General features: G+C 68.3%; 14 protein-coding genes and 1 tRNA gene. 13 read left to right on the top strand and 2 right to left on the bottom strand.

All coding sequences use genetic code 11. The features are described from left to right. Positions 1–104 precede the first annotated feature (104 nt). The 4 genes from cmk to EDF28_RS14520 all read left to right on the top strand — a co-directional run bounded on the left by cmk (position 105) and on the right by EDF28_RS14520 (position 3,851). Entirely contained in the window at positions 105–788 is a 684-nt protein-coding gene (gene cmk / locus EDF28_RS14535) for a (d)CMP kinase (protein ID WP_260155057.1), read from the top strand. A 108-nt stretch (positions 789–896) separates the two neighbouring features. Continuing rightward, positions 897–2,417, top strand: a complete 1,521-nt coding sequence (gene der / locus EDF28_RS14530; protein ID WP_123938795.1) for a ribosome biogenesis GTPase Der — start codon at positions 897–899, stop codon at positions 2,415–2,417. Positions 2,418–2,544: 127 nt separating this feature from the next. Then, positions 2,545–3,186 (top strand): hypothetical protein, encoded by a 642-nt coding sequence (locus EDF28_RS14525; protein ID WP_123938794.1) that lies wholly within the window; start codon positions 2,545–2,547, stop codon positions 3,184–3,186. A 143-nt stretch (positions 3,187–3,329) separates the two neighbouring features. Beyond that, positions 3,330–3,851 carry a hypothetical protein gene (locus EDF28_RS14520; RefSeq protein WP_123293894.1) on the top strand — a complete coding sequence of 174 codons (522 nt, stop codon included), beginning with the start codon at positions 3,330–3,332 and terminating at the stop codon, positions 3,849–3,851. Between the two features lie 93 nt (positions 3,852–3,944). Here the strand turns inward: EDF28_RS14520 and EDF28_RS14515 are convergent, their stop codons facing one another. Together EDF28_RS14515 and EDF28_RS14510 are read right to left on the bottom strand one after the other, a co-directional pair. Further along, positions 3,945–6,074 carry an ATP-dependent DNA helicase RecQ gene (locus EDF28_RS14515; protein WP_123938793.1) on the bottom strand — a complete coding sequence of 710 codons (2,130 nt, stop codon included), beginning with the start codon at positions 6,072–6,074 and terminating at the stop codon, positions 3,945–3,947. Between the two features lie 77 nt (positions 6,075–6,151). Beyond that, positions 6,152–7,642 (bottom strand): hypothetical protein, encoded by a 1,491-nt coding sequence (locus EDF28_RS14510; protein WP_123938792.1) that lies wholly within the window; start codon positions 7,640–7,642, stop codon positions 6,152–6,154. A gap of 70 nt (positions 7,643–7,712) precedes the next feature. On the opposite strand from EDF28_RS14510, the gene EDF28_RS14505 reads away from it, so the two are divergent. The 9 genes from EDF28_RS14505 to EDF28_RS14465 all read left to right on the top strand — a co-directional run bounded on the left by EDF28_RS14505 (position 7,713) and on the right by EDF28_RS14465 (position 16,869). Beyond that, entirely contained in the window at positions 7,713–8,543 is an 831-nt protein-coding gene (locus tag EDF28_RS14505; protein ID WP_123938791.1) for an endonuclease/exonuclease/phosphatase family protein, read from the top strand. Next, on the top strand, positions 8,540–9,136 hold the full coding sequence (locus EDF28_RS14500) for a hypothetical protein (RefSeq protein ID WP_123938790.1): 597 nt from the start codon (positions 8,540–8,542) through the stop codon (positions 9,134–9,136). Before EDF28_RS14505 ends, EDF28_RS14500 begins: the two co-directional genes overlap by 4 nt. Before the next feature lie 153 nt (positions 9,137–9,289). Then, positions 9,290–9,363: transfer RNA gene (locus tag EDF28_RS14495), tRNA-Pro, on the top strand. A 331-nt stretch (positions 9,364–9,694) separates the two neighbouring features. Further along, positions 9,695–10,219, top strand: coding sequence for a hypothetical protein (locus tag EDF28_RS14490; protein ID WP_123938789.1), 525 nt, complete (start codon positions 9,695–9,697; stop codon positions 10,217–10,219). A 225-nt stretch (positions 10,220–10,444) separates the two neighbouring features. Further along, a complete protein-coding gene (locus EDF28_RS14485) occupies positions 10,445–11,107 on the top strand; it encodes a hypothetical protein (RefSeq protein ID WP_123938788.1) in 663 nt (220 codons plus the stop codon). A 1,879-nt stretch (positions 11,108–12,986) separates the two neighbouring features. Then, positions 12,987–14,531, top strand: a complete 1,545-nt coding sequence (locus tag EDF28_RS14480) for a hypothetical protein (protein ID WP_123938787.1) — start codon at positions 12,987–12,989, stop codon at positions 14,529–14,531. A gap of 78 nt (positions 14,532–14,609) precedes the next feature. Further along, a complete protein-coding gene (locus EDF28_RS14475) occupies positions 14,610–14,789 on the top strand; it encodes a hypothetical protein (RefSeq protein WP_111092345.1) in 180 nt (59 codons plus the stop codon). 109 nt (positions 14,790–14,898) lie between these two features. Then, complete coding sequence (locus EDF28_RS14470; protein WP_123938786.1) at positions 14,899–15,498, top strand: hypothetical protein; 600 nt, start codon at positions 14,899–14,901, stop codon at positions 15,496–15,498. A gap of 528 nt (positions 15,499–16,026) precedes the next feature. Continuing rightward, positions 16,027–16,869 carry a hypothetical protein gene (locus tag EDF28_RS14465; RefSeq protein WP_123938785.1) on the top strand — a complete coding sequence of 281 codons (843 nt, stop codon included), beginning with the start codon at positions 16,027–16,029 and terminating at the stop codon, positions 16,867–16,869. Positions 16,870–17,412 lie beyond the last annotated feature (543 nt).

The following is a 17,412-nucleotide window of genomic DNA, read 5'->3' as shown; positions in this document are numbered from 1 at the left end:
GCGCCCGCGGTGGCGCGGACGGCGGCCCGCTCGGCGGTCCGGCCGGCGGCCTCGGCGAGCCCGGCGGCGAGCCCGGTTCGACCAGCGCCCCGGTACCGGCCGGTCTGACCGACGGCGCCTACGTCGCGAAGATCGTCATCGCCGTCGACGGCCCAGCGGGCAGTGGCAAGTCGAGCGTCTCCCGCGCGGCCGCCCGGGCCCTCGGCTACGGCTACCAGGACACCGGCGCCGCCTACCGCGCCCTCGCCTGGCACGCCCTGCAGCAGCGGGTCGACCTCGACGACGCGGCGGCGATCCTGGCGAGCTGGGACACCTTCGACTACGCCATCGGCACCGACCCCGACGACTACTACGTGCGCGTGGGGGAGACCGACGTCACCGACGCGATCCGCACCCCGGACGTGACGGGCGCGGTGGCCCACATCGCGAAGCTCCCCGACGTCCGAAACCGGCTCGTGCAGCTGTTCCGGAACGTCATGCGGAAGACCGACGCACCGGGCATCATCACCGAGGGTCGGGACATCACCACGGTGGTCGCACCCGACGCCGAGGTCCGGATCCTGCTGACGGCCGACGAGTCCGTTAGAATGGCCCGGCGCTCGGCGGAGGTCACGACCCAGTCGGCCGCAGAGACCTCCGCCGCACTCGCTCGTCGAGACGCGGCGGACGCGAAGGTCGTCGACTTCATGAACGCCGCAGACGGCGTCACGACGCTCGACTCCACCGACCTCGACTTCGACCAGACCGTGCAGGCGGTCGTCGACCTGGCCCGCGCGGCCACGCACTGACGCACGACCGGACGGCTTCGGCCGCCTGGTCACACCACGGCCGGATCTCCGGCCCGGCCGGGAACGGCCACCGACACCGCGGCTCCGGCCGCTCGCGAGGAACCCACCATGGCTCAGTTGGACAACCCGGACAACGACGACTTCCCCCAGTACGACGACGCCCTCGGCGAGCGGCTCGCCGGACTCGACGAGGCCGAGGCCGAGCAGCGCGCGACCGCGCTCCGCGCCGGACTCGAGGAGTACGACCTCGAGGACGACGACCTCGCCCTGCTCGAGGCCGGTCAGGTCGGCGAGGACGGCGTCCACTACCTGCCCGCCTACCCGGTGCTCGCGATCGTCGGCCGCCCGAACGTCGGCAAGTCCGCGCTCGTCAACCGCATCCTCGGTCGTCGTGAGGCCGTCGTGCAGGACGTCCCCGGCGTCACGCGTGACCGCGTCAGCTACAAGGCCGACTGGAACGACAAGCGCTTCACGCTCGTCGACACCGGCGGCTGGGAGCCCGGCGCCGAGGGCATCAACGCCTCGGTCGCCGCGCAGGCCGAGGTCGCGATCGACCTCGCCGACGCCGTGCTGTTCGTCGTCGACGTCACGGTCGGGATCACCGCCACCGACGAGCACGTCGTCAAGATGCTCCGCGGCACCGACCGCCCCGTCATCGTCGTCGCGAACAAGGCCGACGACGAGCGCCGCGAACTCGACGCCTACGAGCTCTGGAACCTGGGGCTCGGCGAGCCGCACCCCGTGTCGGCCCTGCACGGCCGTGGCGTCGCGGACCTGCTCGACCTGATCGTCAAGACGCTGCCCGACACCTCGGCCGTCGCCAAGCAGGAGGTCGGTGGCCCCCGTCGCGTGGCCATCCTCGGCCGCCCGAACGTCGGCAAGAGCTCGCTGCTCAACAAGGCCGCCGGTGAAGAGCGCGTCGTCGTGAACGACATCGCCGGCACCACCCGCGACCCGGTGGACGAGCAGATCGAGCTCGGCGGCAAGGTGTGGCGTTTCGTCGACACGGCCGGCATCCGGAAGCGCGTCCACATGCAGCAGGGTGCCGACTTCTACGCCTCGCTCCGCACCACCGCCGCGCTCGAGAAGGCCGAGGTCGCCGTCGTCGTCCTCGACGTCACCGAGCCCGTCTCCGTGCAGGACCTGCGCATCATCGACCTGGTGCTCGAGTCGGGCCGTGCGCTCGTCCTGGCCTACAACAAGTGGGACCTGCTCGACGACGAACGCCGCCGCTACCTCGAGCGCGAGATCGAGCAGGACCTGGCGCACGTCGCCTGGGCCCCGCGCGTGAACATCTCGGCCCGCACCGGCCGCCACCTCGAGAAGCTCGTGCCGGCGCTCGAGACCGCCCTCGCGTCGTGGGACACCCGCATCCCGACGGGCAAGGTCAACGCCTTCATCGCCGAGCTCGTCCAGGAGCACCCCCACCCCGTGCGCGGCGGCAAGCAGCCCCGCATCCTGTTCGGGACCCAGGCGTCGAGCCAGCCGCCGACCTTCGTGCTCTTCACGTCGGCGTTCCTCGACCCGCAGTACCGACGGTTCATCACCCGTCGACTCCGCGAGGTCTGGGGCTTCTCCGGCACCCCGATCAACGTCAACATGCGCGTGCGCGAGCGCCGGAAGCGCTGAGTCGCAGCTCCGTCACACACAACGCGTCCCGTCTGCACGGGGCGCGTTGTGCGTTGTGCGTAGTACGTTCGCGTTCGGCCGGGAGGCCCGGAGCGCGTCCGCAGCGTCGGCGCGGCATCATGGGAGCGTGCGCATCGGGCGGTGGGGAACGGATCGACGTCGGCTCGCCCTGGTGGGTGCCCTCGTCGCCGTGGTCGTCGTCGGCTCGGTGTCACTCTGGACGGTCTCGCACGGACCCTCCGAGGACGACGCAGTCACCCGCTCCGAACGCGCTGCGCCCGTGCCCGAGCCCGCGCAGTCGCCCGCGGAGGGGTTGCGACCCTCGAACGGCCTCGGCGTCCCCCTGCCCGAGGCGTCCCCGGCCGTGCAGCCCGTCGATTCGTCGCCGATCGAGCCGTGGTGGCGCCGTGTCCCGCCGGTCTCCGGGGACATCGTCGGCATCGACGGCGCCGCCGCCTCTGGACACGTCCACATCGCAGGGAACACGGGTGACGCCACCCTCGCGGTGGACATCTCGCACCTGAAGACGGGCACGAGTGGCCCGGTCGACGTCGTGTTGTCCGGTGGGACCGTCACCGGTGGGAAGGACCCGGAGTGGACGCCGGCGGGGGAGTCCTTCGAGGTGTTCCAGGCCGCCGGCGTCGAACAGGGGCTGACCGTCGTGCTGAGCGACCCGTGGACCCTGCCCGACGAGGTCCGCTCCCTCGTCCTGCTCGATGCGGCGACCGGCACCGTGCTGGGTGGCGCGGCGCTGGTGCCGAGCGACTGAGCCGGCTGGGCAGTCCCGCGCCGACCCGGAACGACATCATCGACGTCGTGCGACCTCGATGACGTCGTTCGGGGTCGGGGTCGGGGTTGGGGTCGGCGACGGCGCGGTACGCCGGCGGTCGCTCGATGCGGCACGATGTACTGGTGACGCAGCGCAACGACGGACTCGGTGGCCTCGCCGACCGTCTGTGGTGCCGGCTGCGGCTCGACCGGCTGGCCGGAGGTCGCCAGGGCGGGTACGTCATCCGCCAGGACATGCTCGAGCACCCCGACACCGTGCGCTCCTTCCGGTGGATCCGGTGGCTGCTCGTCGCGGAGACGATCGTCGGACTCGCCGCCATCGTCGTGGCCGTGCTGCTGACCCGCGCGGGGGAGACCGTGCCGTGGGCGGTGTGGTTCCGGGCGACGGTCGTGCTGCTCATCACCCTGACGCTCTACGTGTTCGCGTGGCGGGCGCAGCTCGGGTACTACTGGGCGTACCAGCGGGTGCGGTTGTTCAGCCGGATCTTCCCGATCGTGACGCTCATCGTGGCGGCGATCCCCGGGCTGTACCCGTTCTGGATGGTGATCGAGCAGATCGTGTTCTCACTGCTCATGATCGGCATCGGCGACGTGCTCACCACCGACCACATGCGCGCCACGTTCCCCAAGCCCGCCCGCCGCTAGCGCCCGCCCGCGCCGGTCCGCACCACTCTTGCGACGGAACACGCGTCGATCGACTCGTGGACTGTCGCGGAACCGGTGCGAGCGCGCCTGACACTAGGCGACGGTGGCCAGCGCGAAGGGCAGCACGGCGGCGGCCCCGGCACGCCGGAGTTCGCGGCCCGCGACGGTCATCGTCCACCGGCTGTCGACCAGGTCGTCGACGAGCAGCACCGGACCCTCGTGGGACTGCAACGCCGCAGCGAGCTCGGGTCCGACCTGGAACGTGTCCCAGACGCCCGACAACCGGTACGCGCTGTTCGTCGCACCGTCGCCGCGGGGTGTGCCGCCGTTCCGGTCGAGCGTGCCGAGGAACTGCAGCCGCCCGATTGTGGACAGCGCCTGGGCGAGCGACCCCACGAGCTGCGGCCGCGACCGCGAGGACATCGCCACGACCCCGGTCGGCCGGGTCTCCCACGGCCAGTCCTTGAGCGCCCGGACACAGCCGTCGACGAGCTCGCGGGAGATCGGGGCATCGGGCGTGGACGGCGAGAACAGCGCACGGAGCGGCCCGCCCCAGCCGAGGTCGGTCAGACGAGCCACTGCACGGCCGGGCTGCACGAGCTCGTCGGCGCCGATCTTGCCCCGTACCGAGACTCCGAGCGACGACATGCCCGACGGCCACTGGGCACGCGGCGCGATCTCGACACCGACCTTGTCGAGCGCGGCAGCCGCACCGGACGAGTCCGAGTCGGAGACCGCGGTCGGGAACCACGCCCCGGCGCAGTTGTCGCACCGGCCGCAGGGCTCCGCGGACGGGTCGTCGAGGTCCTGCTGCAACAGCTGCATGCGGCACGCCGAGGTGGACTCGTAGTCGAGCATCGAGGCGGCCTCGGCGGAACGTGCCGCGGCGACCCGCTCGTACCGCGGGGCGTCGTACTGCCACGGCTGCCCGGTGGAGACCCAGCCGCCGGTGACGCGTCGAACCGCCCCGTCGACGTCGAGCACCTTGAGCAGGAGCTCGAGGGTGGAGCGCTTGATGTCGACCAGACCCTCGAGCGCGACCGTCGACATCGCGGTGTCGGTGGACAGGGCGCCGAGCACGGCGGAGGCCCGAGCCTCGGTCGGCATCGACGCGCTCGCGAAGTACTGCCAGATCTCACGGTCCTCACGCCCGGGCAGCAGCAGCACGTCGGCGTTGTCGGTGGCACGACCCGCACGACCGATCTGCTGGTAGTACGCGACGGGCGACGAGGGAGCGCCGACGTGCACGACGAACCCGAGGTCCGGCTTGTCGAACCCCATGCCGAGCGCACTCGTGGCGACCAGGGCCTTCAGCTCGTTGCCCTTGAGCTGCTGCTCGAGCTGCTCCCGCTCGTCGGTGTCGGTGCGCCCCGTGTAGGCCCGGACGGCGTACCCGTTGTCGCGGAGCAGGCGGGCGATGTCCTCGGCCGCCGAGACCGTGAGCGTGTAGATGATGCCGCTGCCGGGCAGGTCGCCGAGGTGCGCGAGCAGCCAGCCGAGCCGCTGCCGGGCGTCAGGCAGCGTCAGCACCCCGAGCCGCAGCGATGCCCGGGCGAGCGACCCGCGGATCGTGAACACCGGGTCGGCCGGGCCGGCGGTCAGCTGTTCGGCGACGTCCTCGACCACGCGCTCATTCGCCGTCGCGGTGGTCGCCAGGACGGGGACCCCGTGGGGGAGGGACCGGATGAGTTCGGCCAACCGCCGGTAGTCCGGTCGGAAGTCGTGGCCCCAGTCCGAGATGCAGTGCGCCTCGTCGACCACGAGCATGCCCATCCGGGCGATCAGGGTCGGCATCTGCTCGTCGCGGAACTTCGGGTTGTTCAGGCGCTCGGGGGAGACGAGGAGCACGTCGACCTCGTCACGGGCGAGCGCCGCCTGGGTCTCACCCCACTCGTGTGCGTTCGCCGAGTTGATCGACACCGCACGAACCCCCGCGCGGGCAGCCGCAGCCACCTGGTCACGCATCAGGGCGAGCAGCGGCGAGACCAGGACGGTCGGGCCACCACCACGGCGCCGGAGCAGCAGCGTCGCGAGGAAGTACACCGCGGACTTGCCCCACCCGGTGCGCTGCACGACGAGGGCGCGCTGCCGGTGCTCGACCAGGGCGGAGATCGCCTCGAGCTGTCCGGGGTGGAAGACCGCGTCGGGGCGCCCCGTGAGCGCAGCGAGCGCCTGCTGTGCCTCGGCGGCGATGTCTGCAGAAGGCGGGGCGGTGGTTTCCATACCCCCATGCTGTCAGGAGCATCCGACGAAACGGAGGCACCGCCTCCCGTCTGTGGACAACGCTGACAGGCGAGCCGCTACTGGTAGGTGACCAACGACGGCGTCGGGTGCACGTCCTGCATGGTCTGCGACGGCGTCAGCATGGGCGTGTCCTCGTCATAGAAGTTCTTCCAGCCCCAGTGCAGGCCCTCCGGAGCGCCCTGGTGCAGCGCCTTCCACGTCGCCTGCTTGTCCGGCTGCGAGCCCTGCCCGTCGACGTGCACGAGCATGTCGAGCTCCGGGTGCGTCTTGAGCGCATCACGGTCCTGGATCATCGAGAGCCGGAACTGGTGCAGCACGAGCGCCTTCGGCGGCAGCCCCTCCTTCTCGACGAGCGACGCCAGCCACGAGGACACCTCGTTCACCTCGGACGCCGACACGCTGCCGATCTGCTCGAGCGGCACCTGGTCCTCCGTCAGCCGCCACTCCGGGTCGAGCGCGAGCCAGACCCCGGGCTTCTTCAGCAGCGACTCGTACTTCTTCGCCTGCGACAGGAAGTCCGAGCGGCCCGGCTGCAGGTCGATGATCACGGGCATGTCGGCGTCGTGTGCAGCATCGACGTAGGGCTCGAGCGTCGACACCGGCAGCTCGGTCGAGTAGTCGCCGTCCGCCCCGGCGTCACCCGCGGCGACGGTCGCGATGACCTCCATCGCGGGCGTCACGAGCTCGTCGGACTCGGCCCGGTACGGCTTCGCGACCTGCTCGGCGCGCTGGACGGTGGCCTCCGGCCCCTGTTCGCCGAGCACGCCCAGCGCCGGCGCGCCGGGAGCCCCGTAGAGCGCCACGTAGCGGTGCCCGTCGAACGGCCGCTGGCCGCCGTTCCGCAGCTGGAAGCCGCCCTCGGCCGCCCGTACCGTCCACTCCGGGTCCTGCAGCGCGTCGAACGCCGCACCGACCAGGACCGTCTGGTGCTGCCTCCGCTCGTGCAGCGCCGTCACCACGTCGGGTGCGGCAGCCGGGTCGGTCACGCCCTCCGGCATGGTCACCACCTCCGCACCGGCGGCCTTCGCGGTCGCCACGGCCGCAGCGTCCGCGCTCGCGTCCGCCACCACCACGGTGGCCTGCCGGGAGGCCCGGGTCGACTCCGGCGCGTCGCCGCCCTCAGGCGCCTTCCGCTGTTCGACGTCCGTGTCGACCGACACGTCGCCCTCGGCCTGGTACCAATCAGCCCCGAGCCGATCGAGCTCGCGGGCGACGGCAGCGCCGCCCTTCGTGTCCTGCTCGTCCTTCGCGGTCAGCAGCACCGGAACGTGGGCGCTCGCCGCGGCCTTCGCGGCATCGGAGATCGCGTCGGCATCGCCGGCCGTCGCCACGATCGCGCCGGGAGCACTCGCGAACAGGGCCGTGCTCACCCGCACCGACCGAGCCGCAGCGTCCGAGGCGTCGGCGACCGTGACCGTCCCCGCCGTGGCCTTCGCCAACCTCGGGCGGCTCGTGTCCGGCCCGCTCGACGTGCACCCGGCGGCTCCCAGCAGCAGTCCGGAGACGGCGATCGCGACGAGGACACGAGGGGTGGAACGAGAACGCATCGGGCCACCCTACGAGCCACGCGGAGAGGTCCCTGGGAATCCGACGGGTGTCGTCTCGTAGAAGGGAGGCATGCCCCACCACCCCGACGACCACCCGCTCATCGGAGCCGTCCGGTCGCCCGAGGTCCACTGCATGACCCTCAACGTGCGGCGCCGCGTGCCGCGACCGTCCGCACACCCGGACGCCTGGGAGCGTCGCCGTGATGCCATCACCGCGCTCGTCACCTCCGAAGCGCCCACCGTCCTCGCCGTCCAGGAGGCCCTCCCCACGCAGGCAGACGACCTCACCGCCGGCCTCGGGTCGGGTTGGGAGCCCGTCCTGGTCGGGCGCGGCGCGCGCGGCGGTGGCGAGCAGGTCGGGCTCTTCCTGGACCGCTCCCGCCTCGACGTCGTCGAGCAGCGCACGTGGGCACTGTCCCGCACGCCGAGCCGTCCGGGATCCCGCTCGTGGGCGACGTCCTTCCCCCGGCACGCCGTCGGGGCCGTCGTCGACGACCGCGCGACCGGCGTCCGGTTCCTGGCCATCGCGACGCACCTCGACGTCGCATCGCCGTGGGCCCGGCTGCGATCCGCCGAACTCCTCGGCCGGATCGTGCGACAGCGCGGCCTGCCCGCCGTCGTGATGGCCGACTGGAACAGCGCGGCAGGATCCGCACCATGGCGAGCACTGGCGGACGCTGGTGTCGTCGACAGCTGGGGACGGGCCTCCAGGCAGGTGGGTGAGCCGTACGGGACGTACCCGCACTACGGGAGTCCGCGTGTCGGCGGCCGGCGGATCGACGGCGTGCTGGTGACGCCGGACGCGACCGTCGAGCGGGTGGCCGTGTCGAACCGGCGGCCGGGCGGCGTGTGGCCGTCCGACCACGCGGCCGTGCACGCGGTCGTGCGGTGGGCGTCGTGATCCGGGCGCTCGGGCCGACGTTCCTGCGGCCGAGGTTCCTGGTGGCCGACGTGGTGCGTGCCCTGACGGTCGTGAGCCTGGTCGTCGCGAGCATCGGGTGGGGCGGGACCGCGCTGCCGGTGATGGCGCTGTCGTTGCTCGGGGTCGTGGTGCCGCGGATGCTCGGACTGCGGCCGGCGTTCGACCTGGCGGTGTGCGTGCTCGTGCTGCTCGCCGGGTGGTCGAGTGTGCTCGAGTGGTACACGAGCGTGTTCCTGTGGGACAAGTTCATGCACGTCGTGCTCACCGGGCTGCTCGCTGCGGTGCTGTACGTCATCGGCGCCGACCTGCGCGCGGTGCCGGCGCCGGACGGGGAGCGACGGGTGGTCGTCGCGGTCCTCGGGCTGTGCGCGGGACTCGCCATCGGGGCGGCGTGGGAGATGGGGGAGTGGCTCGGGCACAACTTCGTCGACTCGGCGATCTACGTCGGGTACGACGACACGATCGGCGACCTGGCGGCGGACGGGGCCGGAGGGTTGCTCGTCGGGCTCGGGTTGCCGTGGTTGGCGGCGCGGCGCGAGGTGGTGCGGCGCGAGGTGGCGCGGCCGGGGTGACCGTGCGTGCTCGTTCCGGTGGCTCTGGTTGCTGCTCGCTCCGACTCGCCGTGGCGCGGAGGAGGTCTGGCGTCCGCTATGCTGGACCGGTCGCTCGCGCTCCGGTCGGACGTGGGCGAGGGTCCTCCGGGATCCTGAGTTCTCCGGAACTCGCGGGCTGTGGCGCAGCTTGGTAGCGCACTTGACTGGGGGTCAAGGGGTCGCAGGTTCAAATCCTGTCAGCCCGACCGAACGGCCGGCTCGGACATCGTCCTGAGTCGCCACGACGAAGAAGCCCACCGAGGATCTCGGTGGGCTTCTTCGTTTCGGTGGCTGTCGTGGGGTCGTACGCATGGGGCTCCCTCACTGCGACGATCAGCGGACCACCCATGTGAGACACGACCCTGCTCGAAGCTGCGTCCGGTTCGAGTCCGGTCCGGCGGTCTGCTGAGGGACCGGCTATCGCGACGGCCGGTGAAGTCGGAGTCGCGGCCGTAGGCTGCGCCAGCACCTTGGCGGCGCTGAGATGCGTACATTCAGCCGTGGCTCAGCTACTGCGACGCGTGATGGGATGGCGGAGTGGATTGGATATCGAACGGCATCGCGTTTTTAGCGCTGACCGTGGCAGCGAGCAGTGCCCTCTACACGTGGCGTGAGTCTCGCAGGCAGCGGAGAATGCGAGTCGAAGAGCAAGTGCGCGACATCGCGTTCGCAGCGCTTCGGCCTCTGGAGTATGCCGAGAGCTCGGCGCAGTTGGCGTATGAGTTCGAGAAGCCTCCGTCGATTTTCACGGAGTTCGAGACGAACGGACTGCGTGCCCTGGCCCCGCGGCTTCGAGCGGCCGAAGATCGCAAGGCAGTCGGTGAACTAGCCACGTCGATCGACACCGTGGGCGCTCATTGGGTCGACACAATCAACGCATGGGAGTGGTGGGACGAGGCTCGACAAGATCCCGAGAACGAGGGCCTGTGGCGGAGCGGCGAAGACGTCGATGCAGCGTTTGCGCTTTTCGACGAACGTCGAGGAGGCTTCATCACCAGATCGGCGCAGCTCCGTAGGGAGCTGCAGGTGATCATCGACCGGATTGACGCACGCCACCGCTGACGGCGTCGCTTCGCTGACACTCAGTTCGTCAGCGGAGCAAGTAGGGCTGAGCGATGAGCCGCGGAGCGTCGGTTGAGCGACCGGCTTACGGACGTGCGCCTCGGCCTGGGCGGCGCTGACCCGACCGAATATGGTGCGCCCGCCGGTGCCAGGAGCACGCCAGTATGGTCGAATCGCCGACGCACCTACCTGCGTCGCCCGAATGTGTGTAGTTGGGTCTGATGCATGCGGTCACGTCGGACTCTGCTTATCCTCGTGCTCGCGGCGGTTGTCCTTGCGGCTTCCTACTTCCTTCCTCTAGATGGCCAACGGCTCTCAGTCGTCGCATCGATGGCGACAGCACTGGCGACCATCGCTGCTCTTCTCTCGGCTCTGGCGAGTAATCAAGCGGCCAGAGAGTCAGCCTCTGCCGCGCAACAGGCTACGAGGGCGCTGAGCTACGCGAGCAAGCCCAAGGTCGAGCTCTTCCTGAAAGAGGAACTTGGGCAGCGCTACGCAGTGATCGAGAACGTGTCGCCTCACAGGGCTGAGGGTCTCATTCTCGCCTGGCGGCTTGTTGATGGAGTTGAAGGGACGTGCCGCCTCGATGTGCTCGACGGCATGTCCCTCACCAGCAGAGGACTGTCTTTCGGGCACCGAGGTCCGATGCACCGTGTGAGCCTCCCGGGCTTCATACCCGGTTCCGGCACCGTCGAACGCCTTTGGCTGCGGTACCTGGGGACTACCGGTCCTACTGAGTGGGTCGCTGACTTCGAGTTTGGTCCAGGGATGAGCGAGGAGGACCGCTTCGATCATCGGTACTATCGCCCGCGCCGCCTCGTCACCGACAGGGAAGTAGATCAGATGGCGGACTCCATCCGATTCCAGTCTTCGACCCTCGACCTCTGACACGGAGAGTGCCCAGCTCGCCAGTGAGCTCAAGCCCGTCGCAAGGGGCTACCCAGCGGGCTCCCGCAATCGGCCAGGAAGTCGGGTCACGATGACCGGGCACCGCGAGCACCTAGGGCGCAAGCTCGCGACCAAACGGGGCAACCCCGACAGGGCAACCCCGACGCTTCTGGATCTCCGTCACGCACTGATGCCCCGGTCAAGAAAACCCGCCCGCAGCCTCCGGTCGATAGGCACAGGCGCGATGTTCACATGAGGGATACTTGCGTTGTGGCAGATTCCCCTCGGACGCAATCGTTCTGGAGCAGGCACCGCAAGGCGATGGGGTGGCTCGGTGGCGCGCTCGTCAGCGCGCTCATAGCCGTGCCAGTGGCATGGACCGGGATTGGAGACTGGCGGCCGCTGTGCCCCGCCTTCGGTTCGTGCAGCTCGGCGCAGAACATTCCAACAGGAGAGAGCAACACCTCGGGCTTGCCGCCGGACGGGGTGTCGTCTCCGTCGGATCGGCCCCAAAGCCCGTCGGGTTCGCCTTCGCTCGACCCCGGAAGCGAAACGAGAACTTTGGAAGCAGGGACCATCGAATTGTCGGAAGGTACCTCTCAGCGAATAGATGCCACCGGCTGGCGGGTATCCGCCGGCAGTATTTTTGACACATTTGCCAACATTCGCGCCACCACGGATGCGGCGTCTTGTGAAGCCAATCTCGACGTCGGGCAGAATCTGGTCCTGGCGGATCAACAAGCGAGCGGCGCCAACTCAAAGAGGTGGTTTGCAGTGGCCCTGAGCTCTAGCACCCAGGGCAGAGCGTCGATCGACTGGTCGATGGGAAGCGGAGCGGCGCCGGTTGGCGTTGATTGGGCAACTTGTGACTGACGAACGAGGTGCCGCCGCGATGGTCGGTCTTGCTGGCCCTGCTACCGCGGCCCCCGAAGCGTCCCTTCGAGCTCTCCCGCGATTGTAAGAAAAATACAAAGGTTGACGGAGACAAGGCCGCGATGTGTCGTAGTGACGGCGCGTTCCAGAAATCGAGCCGCCGATGCCACGAGCTCGTCGGGGCACATCGGCACTCTTGAATGTCGACGTGATTGCTGACGTCAAGGCACCGCTTAGTTGGTTCCAACCGATGAGGCGATTGCTGCGCAGCGCGCCGCATACGAGCGGCCTCCCCGCTGCGGGTTTGAACCGCTGTCCCACTGCCGATCGCCCAGCGGGCACGGTACCGTTCGAGAGGTGAGGGCCCCCGACGGTGACGATCGGCCAGCCCGTGGGCACTTCAGCCTGCTCGCCGGCGGCCGTTTGGTCGTGTCGGCGTCATCCTTCTCGTAGGAAGGCAGAACGTCGTGGCCGGCATCATTTTAACTCGCTTGGTGCCCTAATACTCCTCCCTGGGTAGCTCTTCTCGTGGTCGCTCGGAGGCCGCTCATGCGCGTAGGTCAATGACCGCGTCCGGTGACCCATCGGTCACGGGACGCGTTCAGCGCGACTTAGCTCACGGACCGACAGGTCCGCTGGCTCGAACGTCGAACGCGACGGGAGGGATGTTTGACATGGCGGCAGCTATGTGCGCAGCACCTCTTACCTTGAAAGCCCCCCGCAGGCCGATGGCGGCGGGGCGATGGAAGTCAGGGCGCCTTGATCAGACCTTCGACATCCGCACGGCCTTTCGTCAGGGCAACCTCACTCCGAAGTCGGGTGCCGATGTGAATGCCGACCGCAGATCGCCGTGCCGCAGCCGATCGATCATGCGTCGATACGACGCGACCGTGGCACGCCCCCACGCGCGCTCCACGTGGCAGGGAACAGGCACGCGACTGACTGAGAGTTTCTGGCGGTCGTTGGATCGCTTCGCTCTGCGCACCGTATGCAGCACGATGGAGGCATGGATCTCGCTCCCACTGAAGTGTTGACGTTGCTGACGATCCGTTCGCTTCGGGACCTCGGGGATCGACATGCCCAAGTGCCCGGCGCGGTACCTCGACAGATTGCGGTCATCCTGCTCGATGCGGCGATCGAACGGGCCGCGTTCGCGGCCTGCGATAGCAAGCAGCTTTCGCTCCCGGAACGCGCTCACCTCGACGACGCACTGAAAAAACTCCGGGCGGCCGGCTGGAAACCGGGTCGAGGGACCGAAGCCAATCGGGAGCGGATGCACCGGGTGCGAAACCTCGTGCAGCATGCCGGTGTCGGCGTTGACGCGGACGAGCTCCCGATGTGGGTCGTCACGGCCCGGCAGACGCTGGCTGCCCTCGTCGACTTCGGGTTCGATGTTGCCATCGATGCCGTCCGGTACTCGTCCGCGCTGCACGATGACACCATCGCGGACGCGTTCGAGCGGGCTGAGGAAGCGCTCGCTGCCGGTCAATCTCAAACGGCTATGGGGCAGACAGCCATCGCGTTCGACGCTGCCTTCCGCACCTGGGATCGGTACGTACGGGACGCGCACCCCGGCCTCAACCGCGCATCCAGCTTTCGTCTGGACGGATCGGACATGGGCAATGACCCGCGTGTGGAGTCGGTCAGCAAGCTGGCAGCCATTAGCGCCATCTCCGTTAGTCCCGGTGAAGCGATGTGGTTCGAACGGGCGCGACAGGACGCCGCGGTCCTAGATGAACGAGAGGTGCAACGCGCGCTCGCCTTCGTGTTCGCGTTTTCGGCAGCGGTGGAAGCCAGCCCGGCGATGATCATGGAGGACCGCCAGCGGCGACGCGACGAGGCTGCGCGTCGGGTTCGTGAGAGTCCAGCGGGCGTCGCGTCGATCATGGCGTTCGAAATCGTCCCCCGAGACCCAGCTGACATTGTTGTGCTGACGCTCCAGGACGTGCCCCCCAGCGACGCCTTCCCCGGATGGTTGCAGGAACTCCACCGGCAGCTCTACGAGAAATTCCACTGGGAGCTGAACGTCAGCGCTTCGCCCGACGGCACCGTCACCATCCCGCTGAGTGACGACATCGGGACAACGATCGAGCTGGTCGCCGACGCCCTCCGCGACGCAGAAGCCGCGCTGCAGTCCGCGAAGACGAAAGCAGCTGACCATGCGGCCGCAATCGCACACGCGCTGACCGAAATGAACGCGGCAATCGCCGCAGCCGTCCCTGCAGGCGCACCGGAATGGATAGCACTCACCGCCCGACAGCTCGAGAATGGGCGTGGGATCGTCGTGGAACTCACAGTCGACCACCCGACGATCGAAGCCTGGTCGGCGCGCGAGGCCGTCCGCGAAGCGGCTGGGGTCAACGTCTGGGGGTATGGCGCCGCTCTCGAGGTGGAGGCCGGCGTCGACGACATCGCCCGGGTGATACCAGCGATCCTGCAACGTCTGAAAGAACTTGCCGACGAAGCAACCGCTATCCACAGAGCGCGGGAGGCAGCACGTGACGCTGCCACGCAGCTCCTCATCGCAAAGGGAATCAGCTTGAAGGGCTGATCAGGTGCCCGCTCGGCCATCCTTCAACGGAGCATCGCTTTGCTTGCGCCCGCGGTTGGTCGCACTTACGCTGCCCGCATGTGGTGGTGGATCGGAACCGGTTTGGTCTTGGCGGTGCTCCTCGTGCTGTGGTTCGTCATGCACCGCTACACTAACTTTGGCTCTCGGGCGGCGAAGTTCGAGGGGACTGACCCCGAAGTCGCGGAAGCCCTTCGGCAGGCCGAGGCTGACATCGCGCGGGGGCGCATGTACTTCTGACGCTCTCAAGGGCCAGCGAGCCCACGGCGGTCCCGGTAGCCGATCCGCTACCGGGACGGCTCCGGGCGGCACTTCTGTTTGCCGGGCGGCGATACGTGAGGATGGCGACATGGACTCTGAAGTCGAGCGCCTCAACCGCGTAGTACAGCTCCGTCGGGCGCTCCAGGCAGCTCAGCCGGGGTCGGGCTTGAGCCTCAGAGGCTCACTTGCGGAAGGGACTGCGGATGCGTGGAGCGACATCGATCTTTCGTGGCGGGTGAGCGACGGCGACGACGCCCTCGAAGCCTTGCCGCACGCACTCAAATCGGCGGGGCAGGTCGAGTCACTTCGCCTCGACCCCGAGCTCGATCCGGACAGTCGTCTGGTGTTCGTACGGTTCAGAGACTGGTCTCTGTTCCAGCGGGTGGACCTCGAAGTCGTCGGTTCGTTCCAGAGCGGGCGCGCACCGTGGGATCGCGGATGGTCACGGGCAGAGAGCGCCTTGATGAACGCGGTCGCTGCGGTGAGAGCGTCACATCGAGAGCGCGGTGACATCGAGGGGCTGGTCCAGGGAGGGCTGGAGCGCGTGGAGGCTACTGATCCCGGCGGGGCGTTGACGGACCGGCTGTCCGTCCTCATCGACGCTGCGGTCGCCGCCGACTCAACTCAGACGGGTCTGGCGCAACGCGTCTATGCAGAAGTGCTCGCCCTCGGCAGTGTGAAGAGCTGATCTTCACCGTTCGAACGGGGATCCGAGAACTTGTAGACACCCTTCGCGGTCCTTCGCAACAAGGAACCATCGGATGGGCTTAGCTGCGATCGAAGTAGCGCTCATCCCGTCGGTCTGGGCGCCGGCGGGAAGTCGGGCGCCGGTTTGAGGACCACCCATTCAACAGGAGTAAGTCTCCACCGGGCCGTACCTGCAAGACGCGCTCCGACCTGGCCTTGCGCGGCGAAAATCGCGGCAGCCGTCGCAGCGGCCACCACACTGGCCAGCCTTCCTCACCCGAGGTCCGGATGCGCTGATCATGGCAGTGAGCATCGCTCCCGGCTAGCGCCCTGCAGCGAGGAGGACAGATCTGCCGCCGAACACCCTGGGCAGTGGTGAAGCGGACATCGAAACGGTCTGCTGGGTCGCTTGTGTACTGTCTGCGCGTGCACTTAGGCATGCAGCACTTCGGACTCAGTCCGGAGTCCGAGTATGTCGAGTTCGCGGCGGAGGTCTCCATCGCTTATGTCGTAGGCATAAGATCCGTCTATGGCCCGAATGGCACCAGCACTCGCGCTCGCAAGCTGCGAGTCGGCACTCCGCCAACTCCTCGACCGCGTGTTCGTCGACAGATATGGGGCGGACTGGGCAAGCACTGTGTTCACCGTCGAGAAACGTGCCAAGCTCGAAGAGCTCCGCGACGTGGAGCGGAAGAAACGCCACGGCAGAGGAGTTGCGGTTGTTGCCGAAAACCTGCTGCAGTACACGAACTTCTATGACCTGCGGGAGCTCGTGCGAAAACAGTGGGACCTGGTCGCGCCGGCATTGAAGGACAAGGCCGTCATCACGGCACTCTTGACACGATTCGACGACTTGCGGAACACCGTCGCTCACAGCCGCGAGCTTCTGCCGTTCGAGAAAGATCTCCTCTCCGGCATCGCTGGAGAAATCAGGAACCGGATCACGATCTACATGAGTACGCAAGCACCGACTGGCGAGTTCTACGCGCGCATCGAATCGATCGTCGATAGCTTCGGCAATGAAGCCGATGCTGCACGGACGCTAGTGACGGCAAATCCTCCGGTCAAGACTGGGCAAGTGCTGCACCCGGGAGATGTCGTGACGTTCCGCTGCCGCGGGTGGGACCCCCAGGGCCGGACACTCACTTGGACGCTCACGAGCTACCCCCTAGACCCGACCGCCGACGTCACCGCTGACGGGGACGAGGTTGAACTGACGTGGGTCGTGACCGAGAAGCACGTTGCTCAGCAGTCGGTGGCCTTCGTCAGGATGAAGTCCTCGGGGGAGTACCTCAGGTGGGCGGAGGGTGTCGACGGGATGACGCTCTTCTACTACCGCGTGGATCCTCCAATCCCGGTGGCTTCGGCGTAGCTGCGGAAGGACCAAGGCCGACGACTCCGGATGCGTCGCGATAGATCCGAGGCCTCGCCACCTGAGGTCGCGGCGATTGTAGACAGACGTATGCGCATCCACCCCGGGGCTCTCACCCCCCCTGATTGTTCTCGCGGCCTGCGGAGTTGGCCTCTTCGTGATGCCTTCGGGCCTGCCGCTGAGCTCCTTGGGCAGTGCTCATCGTCTTGGCGTTCGCGGTACTCATCGTGTCGGGATAAGCCGGTTGGTCGGGCCGCTGATCGCCGGTGGGTGGTCTATCCGCTGTTGGCTGACCAATGAGCGATCCTCAATCGAGACGGGCTCCGACAAAATACACGACCCTCGAACAGGTTACATTTCCCACAACAAATATTACGATGCGGTAACGGGGTACGGGGTTCCAATCTCCTCGTCGGAGGGCGCCGAATAGCTTGCACAGACCGGGAACCACCCGGAGCGCTCACCAGCCGCACATTGCTGGTTCTCCACCCTGCACCAGGGTGTGTTCGGCGCGCACACAGCAGCCGCGCCGAGCGCGACACC

The organism is Curtobacterium sp. PhB137, from assembly GCF_003814955.1.
In the GTDB taxonomy this organism is placed as follows: domain Bacteria; phylum Actinomycetota; class Actinomycetes; order Actinomycetales; family Microbacteriaceae; genus Curtobacterium.
Note: the sequence above shows the minus strand (reverse complement) of the source record. Positions and strands in the feature narration are given on the sequence as shown.

What these genes read in the sequence shown, in the direction of transcription:
- der (WP_123938795.1), top strand. Translation starts at nt 897, where the DNA reads ATGGCTCAGTTGGACAACCCGGACAACGACGACTTCCCCCAGTACGAC.
- EDF28_RS14515 (WP_123938793.1), bottom strand. Translation starts at nt 6,074, where the DNA reads ATGGAAACCACCGCCCCGCCTTCTGCAGACATCGCCGCCGAGGCACAG.
- EDF28_RS14510 (WP_123938792.1), bottom strand. Translation starts at nt 7,642, where the DNA reads ATGCGTTCTCGTTCCACCCCTCGTGTCCTCGTCGCGATCGCCGTCTCC.
- EDF28_RS14505 (WP_123938791.1), top strand. Translation starts at nt 7,713, where the DNA reads ATGCCCCACCACCCCGACGACCACCCGCTCATCGGAGCCGTCCGGTCG.
- EDF28_RS14485 (WP_123938788.1), top strand. Translation starts at nt 10,445, where the DNA reads ATGCGGTCACGTCGGACTCTGCTTATCCTCGTGCTCGCGGCGGTTGTC.
- EDF28_RS14480 (WP_123938787.1), top strand. Translation starts at nt 12,987, where the DNA reads ATGGATCTCGCTCCCACTGAAGTGTTGACGTTGCTGACGATCCGTTCG.
- EDF28_RS14475 (WP_111092345.1), top strand. Translation starts at nt 14,610, where the DNA reads ATGTGGTGGTGGATCGGAACCGGTTTGGTCTTGGCGGTGCTCCTCGTG.
- EDF28_RS14470 (WP_123938786.1), top strand. Translation starts at nt 14,899, where the DNA reads ATGGACTCTGAAGTCGAGCGCCTCAACCGCGTAGTACAGCTCCGTCGG.
- EDF28_RS14465 (WP_123938785.1), top strand. Translation starts at nt 16,027, where the DNA reads ATGGCCCGAATGGCACCAGCACTCGCGCTCGCAAGCTGCGAGTCGGCA.